The 13,857-nt window shown below is 60.5% G+C and carries 16 protein-coding genes; 1 reads left to right on the top strand and 15 read right to left on the bottom strand.

Annotation, left to right across the window (positions count from 1 at the left end):
- Positions 1–36 precede the first annotated feature (36 nt).
- Entirely contained in the window at positions 37–738 is a 702-nt protein-coding gene (locus HWY05_RS28955; RefSeq protein ID WP_176060466.1) for a glutathione binding-like protein, read from the top strand.
- Between the two features lie 186 nt (positions 739–924).
- Here HWY05_RS28955 and HWY05_RS28950 read toward each other — a convergent pair whose 3' ends face one another.
- From HWY05_RS28950 to nuoI, 15 genes are all read right to left on the bottom strand, one after another.
- Positions 925–1,401: a MaoC family dehydratase gene (locus tag HWY05_RS28950; protein WP_035551736.1), complete on the bottom strand. Its 477-nt coding sequence runs from the start codon at positions 1,399–1,401 to the stop codon at positions 925–927.
- The gene (locus tag HWY05_RS28945; protein WP_035551738.1) at positions 1,398–1,856 is read right to left on the bottom strand and encodes a MaoC family dehydratase; all 459 of its coding nucleotides are present in this window, start codon (positions 1,854–1,856) and stop codon (positions 1,398–1,400) included. Before HWY05_RS28945 ends, HWY05_RS28950 begins: the two co-directional genes overlap by 4 nt.
- 35 nt (positions 1,857–1,891) lie before the next feature.
- A complete protein-coding gene (locus HWY05_RS28940) occupies positions 1,892–3,019 on the bottom strand; it encodes an acyl-CoA dehydrogenase (RefSeq protein ID WP_035551740.1) in 1,128 nt (375 codons plus the stop codon).
- 10 nt (positions 3,020–3,029) lie between these two features.
- Positions 3,030–4,226: an acyl-CoA dehydrogenase family protein gene (locus tag HWY05_RS28935; protein ID WP_176060465.1), complete on the bottom strand. Its 1,197-nt coding sequence runs from the start codon at positions 4,224–4,226 to the stop codon at positions 3,030–3,032.
- Positions 4,227–4,274: 48 nt separating this feature from the next.
- Positions 4,275–4,700 carry a DUF1178 family protein gene (locus HWY05_RS28930; protein ID WP_035551742.1) on the bottom strand — a complete coding sequence of 142 codons (426 nt, stop codon included), beginning with the start codon at positions 4,698–4,700 and terminating at the stop codon, positions 4,275–4,277.
- A gap of 249 nt (positions 4,701–4,949) precedes the next feature.
- Positions 4,950–5,474, bottom strand: coding sequence for a DNA-binding protein (locus tag HWY05_RS28925; protein WP_035551743.1), 525 nt, complete (start codon positions 5,472–5,474; stop codon positions 4,950–4,952).
- 52 nt (positions 5,475–5,526) lie between these two features.
- Complete coding sequence (locus tag HWY05_RS38470) at positions 5,527–5,772, bottom strand: hypothetical protein (protein ID WP_081935907.1); 246 nt, start codon at positions 5,770–5,772, stop codon at positions 5,527–5,529.
- Positions 5,773–6,096: 324 nt separating this feature from the next.
- A complete protein-coding gene (locus HWY05_RS28920; protein WP_035551746.1) occupies positions 6,097–6,684 on the bottom strand; it encodes an NUDIX hydrolase in 588 nt (195 codons plus the stop codon).
- 43 nt (positions 6,685–6,727) lie between these two features.
- Positions 6,728–7,024 carry a DUF2818 family protein gene (locus HWY05_RS28915; RefSeq protein ID WP_035551749.1) on the bottom strand — a complete coding sequence of 99 codons (297 nt, stop codon included), beginning with the start codon at positions 7,022–7,024 and terminating at the stop codon, positions 6,728–6,730.
- Positions 7,024–8,496: an NADH-quinone oxidoreductase subunit NuoN gene (nuoN, locus tag HWY05_RS28910; RefSeq protein ID WP_035551750.1), complete on the bottom strand. Its 1,473-nt coding sequence runs from the start codon at positions 8,494–8,496 to the stop codon at positions 7,024–7,026. The genes HWY05_RS28915 and nuoN overlap by 1 nt, the downstream gene beginning before the upstream one ends.
- Before the next feature lie 25 nt (positions 8,497–8,521).
- Entirely contained in the window at positions 8,522–10,012 is a 1,491-nt protein-coding gene (locus tag HWY05_RS28905) for an NADH-quinone oxidoreductase subunit M (RefSeq protein WP_035551752.1), read from the bottom strand.
- A 14-nt stretch (positions 10,013–10,026) separates the two neighbouring features.
- On the bottom strand, positions 10,027–12,108 hold the full coding sequence (gene nuoL / locus HWY05_RS28900; RefSeq protein WP_176060464.1) for an NADH-quinone oxidoreductase subunit L: 2,082 nt from the start codon (positions 12,106–12,108) through the stop codon (positions 10,027–10,029).
- A gap of 17 nt (positions 12,109–12,125) precedes the next feature.
- Positions 12,126–12,431, bottom strand: coding sequence for an NADH-quinone oxidoreductase subunit NuoK (gene nuoK / locus HWY05_RS28895; protein WP_006052894.1), 306 nt, complete (start codon positions 12,429–12,431; stop codon positions 12,126–12,128).
- A 20-nt stretch (positions 12,432–12,451) separates the two neighbouring features.
- On the bottom strand, positions 12,452–13,153 hold the full coding sequence (locus HWY05_RS28890; RefSeq protein ID WP_035551756.1) for an NADH-quinone oxidoreductase subunit J: 702 nt from the start codon (positions 13,151–13,153) through the stop codon (positions 12,452–12,454).
- Between the two features lie 204 nt (positions 13,154–13,357).
- Positions 13,358–13,846 carry an NADH-quinone oxidoreductase subunit NuoI gene (nuoI, locus tag HWY05_RS28885; protein WP_035551757.1) on the bottom strand — a complete coding sequence of 163 codons (489 nt, stop codon included), beginning with the start codon at positions 13,844–13,846 and terminating at the stop codon, positions 13,358–13,360.
- Between the last annotated feature and the right edge of the window lie 11 nt (positions 13,847–13,857).

Raw genomic sequence — 13,857 nt, 5'->3', positions numbered from 1 at the left:
TACGTGGCGCCGCTTTCACGAAACAACGGAGCCACGATGATCGACGTCTATAGCTGGGCAACCCCGAACGGCCACAAGGTCCACATCATGCTCGAGGAGACGGGCCTCGACTACGCCGCGCACGCCGTGAATATCGGCACGGGCGATCAGTTCAAACCCGAATTCCTCGCCATCAGCCCGAACAACAAAATCCCGGCGATCGTCGATTCCGAAGGTCCTAAAGGCGCCGACGGCCAACCGTTCGCGTTGTTCGAGTCGGGCGCGATCCTGATCTATCTCGCCGAGAAGACCGGCAAGTTCCTGCCGACCGATCCGGCCGCGCGCTATTCGGTATTGCAGTGGCTGATGTTCCAGATGGGCGGCCTGGGTCCGATGCTCGGGCAAACGCACCACTTCCGCATCTACGCGCCGGAGCCGATCGAATACGCGATCAATCGCTACACGAACGAGACGCGGCGTCTGTACGGTGTGATGGACGCGCAACTCGGCAAGACGCAGTACCTTGCCGGCAACGACTACACGATCGCGGACATCGCGGCGTTTCCGTGGACGCGCTCATGGAAAAACCAGGGCGTCGATCTGGATGCCGTTCCTAATGTGAAGCGCTGGCATGAAGAGATTGCCGCACGTCCGGCGGTGGTGCGCGGTGTGGAAGTGCTGGCTTCGATACGCCAGCCGGTCATGGACGAGAAGGCGAAGGAAATGCTGTTCGGCGCGACACAGTATGCGAAGCGGTAGGTTTGCCGTGGTGCGGTTGCGGTGGCTGTGATGTGATTGTAATTGTGGCGACGGCTACGGCTGCAGGTGTATAAAAAAACGCGGGTCGGCATGAATGCCGCCCGCGTTTTTTTGCCTTCGCGCTCGCACTGGTTTCAGCGTCAACGCCAGGGTCAGTGCCTGAAAATCACACCGAACTTGCCCGCGTTAGAAGTAGTGCCGCGTGATGAACTCCGCGACACACACCGGCCGCTCACTGTCCTGCCGTTCCAGCGTCACATTCCACACCACTTGCACGCCGGCATTGTCGACCTCGCTGACGGAGTCGACCGCGAATTTCGCCCGCAATGACGAGCCGACCGGCACCGGCGACGTGAACCGCACGCGATTCAATCCGTAGTTCACACCCATACGCTGTCGCAGTGCGACCGTCTTGCCCAGCAACGCCGGGATCAACGATAACGTCAGGAAACCATGGGCGACCGGACCGCCGAACGGCGACTCACGCCGCGCCCGTTCCGGATCGACGTGAATCCACTGATGATCGCCGGTGGCCTCCGCGAAGCGATCGACGCTCGCCTGATCGACGGTCAACCATTCGCTGACGAGCGGCTCGGCGCCGATCAGTTCCCGCAGTGCCGCGGCATCGCCGAACGTCGCGGCAGGCGCCGCGCCGACCGTCATGATGCGGCTCCCGGATTGCGCAGTCCGAACAAACCCTTCGAACGCACCGTGATCACCGTTTCACCATGCTGGTTGATGCCTTCCCACTGCGTCGACACGATGCCGCGATCCGGCTTGCTCTCAGACACGCGTTTGTCGAGCACGACGTTCTTCATCGTGATCGTGTCGCCTACGCGCACCGGCTTCAACCAGCGGATATCGTCGATGCCGGGCGAGCCCATCGACGTGGAACCTGCCAGCGTGTTACGCACCAGCATGCCCATCATCACCGAACAGGTGTGCCAGCCGCTCGCCACCAGACCGCGGAACGGCGACTGGGCGGCAGCGGCTTCGTCCAGATGAAACGGTTGCGGATCGTACTTTTGCGCAAAGTCCACAATCTCTTCACGCGTGAACGTGTGCTTGCCGACTTCCACGCTCGTGCCGACCACCATGTCCTCGAAACTGAAACCCATTGTCGCGCTCCTTGTTTTCCGATTCGACCGGCCGATCAAACTTCGGCGGTCATGAAGCCGGGCAGCGCAGCGAACCGCGCGAGATGGTGATCAACATCGCCCAGTGTGGTTTCGATGATCGCAAGACGTTTGAACAGATGCGCCGCCGCGACTTCGTTCGTCACGCCCATGCCTCCATGCAACTGAACCGCCTGCTGACCGACGAAACGCGCAGCCTGCCCAACCCGCGCCTTTGCAGCGGAGACGGCCCGGCGACGCTCGTCGGGGTCTTCGCTGGTGTAGCGCATGGCGGCCAGATAGGTGACCGAACGCGCCTGCTCGGCGTGAATCAGCATCTCGACCATGCGATGCTGCAAGGCCTGAAAGCGCGCGATCGGCTGGCCGAACTGCTGACGTGTTTTGGTGTAGTCGACGGTGGCGAGGTTCAGTGCGTCTAGCGCGCCAATCGCTTCCGCGCACAGCAAGACCGTGCCGTAGTCCGCGATGTGTTCGAGCGCAGCCGCGCCGGCGTGCTTGCCTTCGAGACGGCGCGCGGGCGTGCCGTTGAATTCGAGCGTTGCGGCGCGTTGACCGTCGATCGTACGGTAGTCGGTCAGCTTCACGCCCGCTGCTTCGCGCGCCACGATAAACAGCGCGATTTCGCCATTCAGCCGGGCCGGCACGATCCAGTAATGCGCTTGCGCACCGTGCAATACGACCGACTTCGTACCGGTCAAGGTCGGCTGCTCGCCGGAGCCACTCGCGGTCGTGGCGACGTCGAACAGATCGTACCGTGCGTGGGGTTCGTGAAATGCCACGGACAGCTTGATCTCGCCCTGCGCTGCGCGCTCCAGCAACGATGTATCTTCGCCCCGCCCGCTGCCGGCAAGACGCAATGCCTCGATGCCGACTGCCGTCGCCCAATACGGCTCGACGACCAGCGCGCGGCCGAGTTCCTGCATAACGACCAGCATGTCGATCGGGCCGCCGTTGAAACCACCTTGCGCTTCCGGCACCGGCAGCGCGGTCAGACCCAATTCGGTGAATGCGGCCCAGTGCGTATCCGATATGCCCGCTTCCGAGCGGACAATCGCCTGGCGCGCTTCGAACCCGTAGCTCTTGTCCAGATAGCGACGCAATGCGTCGGCGAATTGCTGTTGTTCGTCGTTGAAATTGAAGTCCATGCGCCGCTCCTCAAAGTCCGAGAATCATCTGCGCGATGATGTTCTTTTGAATTTCGTTCGAGCCGCCGTAAATCGACGTCTTGCGGAAGTTGAAGTAGTACGCGGCTAGCGGCGCGGCGTCGTCGTCGCCGGCCAGACTATGATCGCGCTCGCCTTCGAGGAACGGTACGTCGAACGGTGCGGCAAGCGGACCGACGGATTCGAACATCAGTTCGGTCAGCGCCTGCTGGACCTCGGTGCCTTTGATTTTCAGCATCGACGCCTCGGGCCCCGGTCCGCGTCCGCCAGCTTCATTGGCGACCACGCGCTGCACGGTGACTTCGAGCGCCATCAACTCGATCTCGAGGCTCGCGACTTTCGCGGCGAACACCGGATCTTGCAGCAGCGGCTTGCCGTTCTTTTTCTGATCCAGCGCGAGACGTTTCAGGAAAACCAGTTCTCGCTTGGATTGGCCGACACGCGCAATACCAGTGCGCTCATGGCCAAGCAGATATTTTGCGTAAGTCCAGCCGCGGTTCTCGTCTCCGACCAGATTCTCGACCGGCACTTTCACGTCTTCGAAAAAGACTTCGTTGACTTCGTGATCTTCGTCGAGCGTGATGATGGGACGCACCGTGATGCCCGGCGTTTTCATGTCGATCAGCAGGAACGAAATGCCCTCCTGCTTCTTCGCACCGCTGTCGGTGCGCACGAGGCAGAACATCATGTCCGCGTACTGGCCGAGCGTGGTCCAGGTTTTCTGGCCGTTGACCAGGTAATGGTCACCGACGCGTTCGGCGCGCGTGCGCAGCGAGGCCAGGTCGGAACCGGAACCCGGTTCGGAATAGCCCTGGCACCACCAGTCCGAGCCATCGAGAATGCGCGGCAAATAGTGACGTTTCTGCGCCTCGTTGCCGTATTTCATCAGAACGGGCGCCACCATCGAAACGCCAAAAGGCAGCACCGACGGCGCACCGATGCGCGCGCACTCTTCGTCCCAGATGTGTCGTTGAGTCGCGTCCCAGCCCGGGCCTCCATATTCTTTGGGCCAGGCGATCACCGACCAGCCGCGCGTGCCGAGCAGCTTGTGCCAGCCCGCGAAATCTTCGCGGGAAAGGCGTTTGTGATTGAGAACTTTGTCGCTGAGCTCGCGAGGCAGATTCGCTTCGAGCCAATTGCGGATGTCTGCGCGGAACGCGTTATCAGCGGAGGAATAGTCCAGATTCATGCGTAGTGTCTCCTGGCCGCAACCGCCCGCCGCCAGTGAGCCACTGCGCTATTGCAGCGGTTCCTTCAAGGCGGCCGGGACCGGCAGCGGCATCACTTCGATGCCTTCTTCGACCAAGGCTTTCGCATCTTCGGGTGTCGTAACACCGCGAATATTGCGTGCGGGCGCTTCGTTGTAGTGAATGCGCCGTGCTTCCTCAGCGAAGCGGTCGCCCACGTTCTCAGTCTTTTCCAGTACCTCGCGCAACGCACGCATGACACGCGCCTGCATGTCATCTGTGGCCGCCGGTGCCTTTGCCTCCGTCGCACCCGACAAATTCAGTCGCGGCGCCGACGGCAAGCGGCTTACTTCGTTCGCACCGCAAATTGGACATTCGACCAGCTTGCGAGACTGCTGCGACTCGAAGTCCTCAGCTGAAGCGAACCAGCCTTCGAACCGATGGCCATGCGGACACTGTAAATCGAGGACCTTCATGTGGAATCAGGGCTTGCGTGCCAGTTTAGCGCAAAACATAAATTTGTGAACGGTCGTTCGAAAAACTATTGCGAACGACACGCCGACGCCGGATGCTCAGGGCAAATCAAACGCGGTGCGCGATTTTAACGCTTTGCGCAAAGGGCTGCCGAAGGTCGTCCGATTGGAAAATGACGTGACGCTCGAACGTTGAGTCAGTCAGGGAGTTGCGTCCGTTCGTTACCCTCGCACACTGATCGCGGCACAGCGCTACGCCACCAGGCATTCGAGTTGGCGGTTAAGCCGCGGCTCGAGTTCGCGCGCACCTTTGGCGAGGTTGATCTGCTTCGCCGACTTCGCAACGTCAAGGACGTGTGCCTTGATGTCATAGCCACCGCGCGCTGTCAGCCAGGCCAGGATGTCCGACAAATGCCAGACCGACGCACTGCCCTCGTGGACCGGCGGCGGGAAATCAACTGCGTGGCTCAGCATCAGCTTGCGCATGTTCTGTCGCGACACGCCGGCGACCTCGGCGACGTCGGTAAGCCCGACGAAATCCGGGCCGGCTTCGACGAGGCGTGCAGACGGCACTGCGCGTTTGACGTCTTCGAGTGCGCTGACGAGCGCGGCGAACGCGGACGCGCCTTCACGCGAAAAGAACAACGCCATGCGACCCGGTTGCCCCACGCCGACCGTGGCGTCGTCGCAACCCTCCTCGCCCAACCGCTCGACGATGGCGTCGAGATCGCTGTCTTCAGCCGCGAGCCGGTACTTCAAGATGAAAACATATTCCATACGTTACTCCTACCTTCATTCGGCCTGAACTCTCATTCTGCGGCGCTATCCGCTACCGCTGGGCCGTGCAATTGTCGACAATGCGCCTGAGATGTCTGGCATGGTTGCCGGGGTTCCTGGGCGTACTCCAGACACTCGATATACAAAACTCTCCACAACGACACTCTGCGTCTTTGTACGGACAGTATATTTTTCCCCACGCGTGCCCTTTACCACCGCTCTGAACACGCCAGCCGTTCGTTTCCGCATAGACCAGCGCGGCCTCGATCTCCTTCTTGGAGTGGGTTCCACGTTTCATCTATACCCTCCAATTTAGTGACTTAAAGCATGGTTGTCAAGTGACAACCATGTGCCGTTTACTCAAACACAATTACCCTCCAATCTGTTCGCCATCCGAATCAATCTGGATGACGAGCACCATCGGAGAACGTCAATACTAGAGCGATGAGCGTCGTGAGGCGAGACTGTCGGATGGCATAGGACGGAGCAGCATTTTTTCAGACAACGGCCAGGCAACCCGTCTCATCCGGCGTAAAAAAAGCCCTTGCTGGTCGTAGACCGGCAAGGGCTTTTTGCAGATTCCAAACCGCTGCGCGTTTATCCACGCGCCCGGCTGATTGCGCTACTGCGGTTGCGCGGTTGTCGGCCAGGCGCCCGACAACACCTTCTCCAGCCAGAACGTGCCGATCACCGTCTTCACGTCGGTGATCTTGCCGGTACGCACCCATTCCGACACGTCGGCAACGCTTGCTGTAAACAGCTCAAGGAACTCACCTTCATCGAGCTTGCGCTCGCCCGCGCTCAAACCACGAGCGAGGTAAATGTCGATGAACTCGGTCGAGTACGAAATGATCGGGTGAATGCGCGTCAGGTAGACGAATTCACGCGCCGTGTAGCCCGTTTCTTCCTGCAACTCGCGTTTCGCGCACGCGAGTGCGCCTTCGTTCGCGTCGAGCTTACCGGCCGGGTATTCGACCATGACCTTGCCCATCGGATAGCGATACTGGCTTTCCAGCAGCACACGACCGTCGTCGAAAAGCGGAATCACCATGACGGCGCCCGGATGCTGAACGTATTCGCGCGTGGCCTGCTTGCCGTCCGGCAGGCGAACGGTATCGCATTTCAGCGTCAGAAACGGCCCTTGATGGATCGTTTTGCTCTCGACACAAGTCTCGGTGAGCGCGGCGTCGTGATCAGGAAGTTCAGCCATATGCGGACCTCGGGACAGCTTGGTGCGCGACGGCGAGACGCCGTCAGCGGCGTTTGACGAGATACTGGAAAGTAAAGCCGGGGAATGCGAACACGATGAACAAAGCGAACGTGATCGCGTAGAACTGCCAACCCTGCTCGAAGCGGTTACCCGCGCGCGCCTCAAGCAGAAAACCCAGTGCGCCGACCACGAAGTACAGCACGATCAATTCGGCAATCCGGATCCAGGCGCTCTTCTTCACCGCTTTCAACGGCACGGCGGCGAAGAGGCGCTGATTCAGGAACGGCAGGTTGGCGCCGACCAGCGCCAACAACACGATAAACCAACCCGCAGCCGACATCAGAGCAGCAGCGTGTGCTGGATAGCCTGCAGGCAGGCCTTCAACAGCGGGTCCGGCACGATGCCGAGCACCAGCACCGCCAGCCCGTTCAGCGCGAGCAGAGCACGCGTGCTGGAGTCGGCGTGGATCGGTGCGGTGTCTACCGGATCGTCGAAATACATCAGCTTGACGATACGCAGGTAGTAGAACGCGCCGAACAGCGACGTCATCACGGCCAGCACCGTCAGCCAGGTCAGACCGGCGTTCATGGTGGCCTGCAGCACCGCGAGCTTCGCGTAGAAGCCGACCGCAGGCGGAATGCCGGCGAGCGAGAACATCATGACCATCATCACGAACGCGAACACCGGGCTGCGTTGATTCAGGCCCTTGAAGTCTTCCAGCGTGTCCGCTTCGAAATCGCGGCGTGCCAACAGCATGATGACGCCGAACGTGCCCATCGTCGTGATCAGGTAGACGATGCTGTAGAACATCGCCGAGCCGTACGCGTTCGCGGCGCCGGTGGTCTTGTGGTCGACCACGCCGGAGAGCAGGCCGAGCAGCACGAAGCCCATGTTCGAGATCGCCGAATACGCGAGCATCCGCTTGACGTTGCGTTGCACGATACCGGTGATGTTGCCGACGATCAGCGACAGCGCCGCCATAATCACCAGCATTTGCTGCCATTCGACCGCGAGCGGCAACAGGCCCATCACGAGGAAGCGCAGGCCCCACGCAAACGCGGCAACCTTCGGACCGCCGCCGACCATCAGCGTCATGGCCGTCGGTGCGCCCTGATAAACGTCAGGCACCCACATGTGGAACGGCACCGCGCCCATCTTGAACGCCACGCCCGCCACGATAAAGATCACGCCGAACAGCAGCACGCTCGGGTCGTAGTGGCTCGTGCCGATCGCCTTGAACACTTCGTTCAGGTCGAGCGAACCGGTCGCGCCGTACAGCATAGAGATGCCGTACAACAGGAAACCCGAAGCCAGCGCGCCGAGCACGTAGTACTTCATCGCCGCTTCGTTCGACGGCGCCGCGTCACGGCGCAGCGCGATCGCGCCGTACAGCGACAGCGACATCAGTTCCAGACCGAGATACAGCGTCAGGAAGTTGTTGCCCGAGATCATCACGAGCTGGCCGAGCAACGAGAACATGCCCAACAGGAAGAACTCGCCGCGGAACAGGCCGCGATCTTCGAGGTAACGGCGCGAATAGACGATCGACACGGCATAGCCGAGCGTCACCACCGCTTTCATCACGTTGGCGAACGGGTCCACCACGTACATGTGGCCGAAGTAGTAGCGCACTTGCGGGTCGAACGCGTTCATCGCAAACCAGATGCCGGCGACGAGCGTCGAGAAGAACGCAATGAAGTACGTGGTACGGCGACCGGCCTGGCCGACGAACGTGTCGTTGAGCCACGCGACGACAACGGCGAGCATCACCAGCGCGTCGGGCAACAGAGCAGTCATAGGGGCGTTTTGCATGGTCTTTAAATTCCTCCGCTCGGCGTTACTGAGGCAACGGCAGCTTTGACTGCGCAACGTGGGAGAGGAGGTTTTCCACGGATACGTGCATCACATCGGTAAAGGGCTTCGGATACAGGCCCATGAACAGCGTCAGTGCGGCGAGCACTGCCAGCATGAAAAATTCGCGACGGTTGATGTCGACAAGGCTCTTCACGTGATCGTTGGTGATCGCGCCGAAGTACACGCGCTTGTACATCCACAGCGTGTAGCCCGCGCCGAGAATCAGCGTGACTGCCGCGCCGCCCGCGATCCAGAAGTTGTACTGGACGGAGGCCAGAATCACCATGAACTCGCCGACGAAACCCGAGGTGCCCGGCAAGCCGCAGTTCGCCATCGAGAACAGCATCACGAACGCGGCGAACTTCGGCATCACGTTGACGACGCCGCCGTAATCGGCGATCTGACGCGAGTGCATACGGTCGTACAGCACGCCGATACACAGGAACATCGCGCCCGACACGAAACCGTGCGAGATCATCTGCACGATCGCGCCTTCCACGCCGAGCTGGTTGAAGATGAAGAAGCCGAGCGTCACGAAACCCATGTGCGCGATCGACGAATACGCGACCAGCTTCTTCATGTCGGCCTGCACCATCGCCACGAGACCGATGTAGATCACCGCGATCAGCGACAGCGTGATGACGACCGGCGCGAGGAAGTGGCTGGCGTCCGGTGCGATGGGCAGCGAGAAGCGCAGGAAACCGTACGCCCCGAGCTTCAGCATGATCGCGGCCAGCACGACCGAGCCGCCGGTCGGCGCTTCCACGTGGGCGTCAGGCAACCACGTGTGGACCGGCCACATCGGCACCTTCACGGCGAACGCCATGAAGAACGCGATGAACAGTAACACCTGAGGCGTCATCGCGATCTGCGCGTGCTGCCACGTCGCGAGGTCGAACGTGCCGGTCTGGACGTACAGATAGATCAACGCGACCAGCATCAGCAGCGAGCCCATCAGCGTGTACAGGAAGAACTTGAACGCCGCGTACACGCGGTTCGCCCCACCCCACACGCCGATGATGATGTACATCGGAATCAGCGTCGCTTCGAAGAACACGTAGAACAGCATGCCGTCAGCGGAGCTGAACACGCCGACCATGATGCCCGACAGGATCAGGAACGCGGCCAGGTACTGCGCGACGTTCTTCGTGATCACTTCCCACGCGGCGATCACGACGATCACCGTGATCAATGCCGTCAACACGACGAACCACATCGAGATGCCGTCGACACCCAGGTGATACGAAATGTTGAAACGCTCGATCCAGTTGGCCTTTTCGACGAACTGCAGATCGGCGGTGCTCGAATCAAAACCCGTGATCAGCGGGATCGTCGCGATGAAGCTGACAACCGAACCGATCAACGCAACCCAGCGCGCGGGCGCCGGGTTCTTGTCGGAACCGATAGCCAGAACCAGCAGGCCAACGAGGATCGGTAACCAGATTGCGATACTGAGAATCGGATAAGCGTGCATTAGTGTCCCTCGCCTTATTTGCCGCCGAGCGTTACAAACAGGGTCAGGAGCCCCAACATGCCGATAATCATGGCAAACGCGTAGTGGTAGATATAGCCGGATTGGAGGAAGCGGATCACGCTGGCGAACCAGCCGATAAAGCGTGCGCTGCCGTTGACGATACCGTCGATCACCACGACGTCGCCTTCCTTCCAGAGACCCCGGCCAATGGCCACGGCACCCCGCGCGAACACGACTTCGTTGATCTTGTCCATGTAGTACTTGTTATCGAGCAGCGTGTAGATCGGGCCGAACGCGCGCTTGATGACAGCCGGCAGATCCGGTCGAACAATGTACAGGAACCACGCCACCACCACACCCGCGAGCGCCAGCCAGACCGGCAGACCCGAGACCGAGTGCAGACCCATCGACGCCCAGCCGTGGAACTCCTCGGCCATCTCGGACACCGCCGGATGGTTCGCGCCGATGAAGATCACCTTGTCGAACGCCACGCCGTGCTGGAAGAAGTCGCCGAACAGCATCGGACCGACACCGATCGCGCCGATCACCACCGACGGAATCGCCAGCAGCACCAGCGGCAGCCACACCACCCACGGCGTTTCATGCGGCTCGTGAGCGTGGTCGTCGTGACCGTGCGCGTCATGGCCGTGGCCGTGTGCGTCGTGAGCATGAGCGTCATGCGCGTGCGCAGCGGCTTCGATACCCATCGGCGATTCCGGATGCTTCGGACCGCGGAAGCGCTCCTTGCCGTGGAACACCAGGAAGTACATACGGAACGAATACAGCGCCGTGACGAACACGCTCGCCACCACCGCGAAGTACGCGAAACCCGAGCCCGGCAGATTCGACAGCTTCACCGCGTCGATGATCGAATCTTTCGAGTAGAAGCCCGAGAAGAACGGCGTGCCAATCAGCGCCAGCGAACCGACCAGCGACGTGATCCACGTGATCGGCATGTACTTGCGCAGGCCGCCCATGTTGCGGATGTCCTGATCGTGGTGCATGCCGATGATCACCGAACCCGCGCCGAGGAACAGCAGCGCCTTGAAGAACGCGTGCGTCATCAGGTGGAACACGGCAACCGAGTAGGCCGAGGCGCCGAGCGCGACCGTCATGTAACCGAGTTGCGACAGCGTGGAATACGCCACCACACGCTTGATGTCGTTCTGGATGATGCCGAGGAAGCCCATGAACAGCGCGGTGATCGCGCCGATGACCATCACGAACGACAGCGCCGTATCCGACAGTTCAAACAGCGGCGACATGCGCGTGACCATGAAGATACCGGCCGTCACCATGGTTGCCGCGTGAATCAGCGCGGAAATCGGCGTCGGGCCTTCCATCGAATCCGGCAGCCACACGTGCAGCGGGAATTGCGCCGACTTACCCATCGCGCCGATGAACAGGCAGATGCAGGCCACCGTCAGCAGACCCCAATCCGTACCCGGGAAGCTCAAGGCCGCGAGTTCGGTACGCTTCGCGAAGACGTCGCCGTAGTTCATCGAACCGGCGAACGCGAACAGCAGGCCGATACCCAGCAGGAAGCCGAAGTCGCCGATGCGGTTCACGATGAACGCCTTCATGTTCGCGTAGATCGCGGTCGGGCGCGTGTAGTAGAAACCGATCAGCAGGTACGAGACCAGGCCCACCGCTTCCCAGCCGAAGAACAGCTGCAGGAAGTTGTTGCTCATCACGAGCATCAACATCGAGAACGTGAACAGCGAGATGTACGAGAAGAAGCGCTGGTAGCCGTCGTCGTCGGCCATGTAGCCGATCGTGTAGATGTGCACCATCAGCGACACGAAGGTCACCACGCACATCATCATTGCCGTCAGCGAGTCGACCAGGAAGCCGACTTCGAAATTCGTTTTACCGATCGTCATCCATTGGTAGATGGTCGCGTTGAAGCTCGCGCCGTCCATCACCTGGAAGAACACCACAGCCGACAGGATGAACGAGATCGCGACGCCGAGGATCGTGACCGAATGCGCACCGGCTCGCCCTACCGCTTTTCCGAACAGCCCTGCGATCAGGGAACCGGCCAGCGGTGCCAGCGGGATCGCCAGCAGCAGGTTTTCATTGAGTATCGTGGACATAACCGCTTTTCCTGAAATTAACCTTTGAGCTGATCGAGATCCTCGACATTGATCGTGTCGAGGCTACGGAACAGGGTCACCAGAATTGCGAGGCCGATCGCCGCTTCCGCCGCCGCTACCGTCAGCACGAAGAAAACGAAGATCTGGCCATGCACGTCGCCGAGGTAATGCGAGAACGCGACGAAATTGGTGTTCACCGCCAGCAGCATCAGTTCGATCGCCATCAGGATGATGATCACGTTGCGGCGGTTCAGGAAAATGCCGACGATGCTGATCGCAAACAGGATCGCGCCGAGGACAAGGTAATGGGCAAGGGTCAACATGATTTCTATCTCCTGTCCGCTCAGCTGTTTTTAGCCGCTGCCGAGTCGGCCGCTGTTGCTGCCGCCGCCGCTGCTGCCGCGGCGGCTTCTTCCGCCGCGACGGTTGCCGCGGTCTTTTCCGACTTCATCTTCACGATACGCACACGGTCCTTGGCACGCACCTTGACCTGCTCGCTGACGTTCTGGCGTTTGCTGTCTTTCTTGTGGTTCGTGGTCAGCGCGATCGCCGCGATGATCGCGACCAGCAGCACGAGGCCGGCCACTTCGAACGCGAAGATGTAATCGGTGTAGATCACCTTGCCGATCAGGCGGGTGTTCGACCAGTCGCCCATGCCGTTCGCGGCGGCCGTGGTGTCGCGCAGCGCGGTGGCGGTTGCGCCGTAGCCGTGCCACAGGATCAACGCGGTTTCGATCACGATGATCGCGCCCACCAGCGTGGCCATCGGCACGAAGCGTTTGAAGTCTTTACGCAGCACGTCGATGTTGATGTCCAGCATCATCACGACGAACAGGAACAGCACCATCACCGCGCCGACGTAGACCAGCACCAGCAGGATCGCAAGAAACTCGGCCTCCAGCAGCATCCAGATCGCGGCTGCGTTGAAGAACGCCAGCACCAGAAACAGTGCGGACGACACCGGGTTGCGTGAGGTGATCACCTTCAGCCCTGAAACCACCAGGAACAGCGCGAAGATGTAGAACAGTACGGTCGTGAATTCCATGATTACCGGTTCATCGTTAGGCCATCGTCAGGCATTGTTCTTTGGCACGCGGCGTTGGCCGGACGGAGAAACCGTCAGAACAACCACACAGGTGCGCCGTGCCGCGGCGTTCAAACCGCGGCGCCCGGCCCGACAACAGGCCGTTTTGCTCATGCATTTACTGCCGCATTGACTGCTTCAACTGAAAACTGCAAATGAAGCGTTTCAACGATACGGTGCGTCGGCTGCCTTGTTCGCAGCGATCTCTGTTTCGTAACGATCGCCAACAGCCAGCAGCATGTCTTTCGTGAAATACAGATCGCCACGCTTTTCGCCGTGATACTCGAGAATGTGCGTTTCGACGATCGAATCGACCGGGCAGCTCTCTTCGCAGAAACCACAGAAGATGCACTTGGTCAGGTCGATGTCGTAACGCGTCGTGCGGCGCGTATTGTCCGCACGCGTTTCCGATTCGATCGTGATGGCGAGCGCCGGGCACACCGCTTCGCACAGCTTGCATGCGATACAGCGCTCTTCGCCGTTTTCATAGCGGCGCAGTGCGTGCAGGCCACGGAAACGCGGCGAGATCGGGGTCTTCTCTTCCGGGAACTGCACGGTCACCTTGCGCTTGAACGTATAACGTCCGGTCAGTGCGAGGCCCTTCAGCAGTTCCGTCAGGAAGAAGGTCTTGAAAAAGTCTTGGATTGCGGTCATGGGTTCATCCG

The organism is Paraburkholderia sp. BCC1876, assembly GCF_902833695.1.
In the GTDB taxonomy this organism is placed as follows: Bacteria; Pseudomonadota; Gammaproteobacteria; order Burkholderiales; family Burkholderiaceae; genus Paraburkholderia.
The sequence above is the reverse complement of the archived record's forward strand: the minus strand, read 5'-3'. Positions and strand labels throughout refer to the sequence as shown.

Excerpts from the sequence above, each read along its gene's own strand:
- HWY05_RS28905 (WP_035551752.1), bottom strand. The coding sequence starts at position 10,012 with ATGCACGCTTATCCGATTCTCAGTATCGCAATCTGGTTACCGATCCTC.
- nuoI (WP_035551757.1), bottom strand. The coding sequence starts at position 13,846 with ATGACCGCAATCCAAGACTTTTTCAAGACCTTCTTCCTGACGGAACTG.
- HWY05_RS28955 (WP_176060466.1), top strand. The coding sequence starts at position 37 with ATGATCGACGTCTATAGCTGGGCAACCCCGAACGGCCACAAGGTCCAC.
- HWY05_RS28925 (WP_035551743.1), bottom strand. The coding sequence starts at position 5,474 with ATGGAATATGTTTTCATCTTGAAGTACCGGCTCGCGGCTGAAGACAGC.
- HWY05_RS28930 (WP_035551742.1), bottom strand. The coding sequence starts at position 4,700 with ATGAAGGTCCTCGATTTACAGTGTCCGCATGGCCATCGGTTCGAAGGC.
- HWY05_RS28945 (WP_035551738.1), bottom strand. The coding sequence starts at position 1,856 with ATGGGTTTCAGTTTCGAGGACATGGTGGTCGGCACGAGCGTGGAAGTC.
- HWY05_RS28890 (WP_035551756.1), bottom strand. The coding sequence starts at position 13,153 with ATGGAATTCACGACCGTACTGTTCTACATCTTCGCGCTGTTCCTGGTG.
- HWY05_RS28940 (WP_035551740.1), bottom strand. The coding sequence starts at position 3,019 with ATGGACTTCAATTTCAACGACGAACAACAGCAATTCGCCGACGCATTG.
- HWY05_RS28950 (WP_035551736.1), bottom strand. The coding sequence starts at position 1,401 with ATGACGGTCGGCGCGGCGCCTGCCGCGACGTTCGGCGATGCCGCGGCA.
- HWY05_RS28935 (WP_176060465.1), bottom strand. The coding sequence starts at position 4,226 with ATGAATCTGGACTATTCCTCCGCTGATAACGCGTTCCGCGCAGACATC.
- HWY05_RS38470 (WP_081935907.1), bottom strand. The coding sequence starts at position 5,772 with ATGAAACGTGGAACCCACTCCAAGAAGGAGATCGAGGCCGCGCTGGTC.
- nuoL (WP_176060464.1), bottom strand. The coding sequence starts at position 12,108 with ATGTCCACGATACTCAATGAAAACCTGCTGCTGGCGATCCCGCTGGCA.
- HWY05_RS28920 (WP_035551746.1), bottom strand. The coding sequence starts at position 6,684 with ATGGCTGAACTTCCTGATCACGACGCCGCGCTCACCGAGACTTGTGTC.
- nuoN (WP_035551750.1), bottom strand. The coding sequence starts at position 8,496 with ATGCAAAACGCCCCTATGACTGCTCTGTTGCCCGACGCGCTGGTGATG.
- nuoK (WP_006052894.1), bottom strand. The coding sequence starts at position 12,431 with ATGTTGACCCTTGCCCATTACCTTGTCCTCGGCGCGATCCTGTTTGCG.
- HWY05_RS28915 (WP_035551749.1), bottom strand. The coding sequence starts at position 7,024 with ATGTCGGCTGCGGGTTGGTTTATCGTGTTGTTGGCGCTGGTCGGCGCC.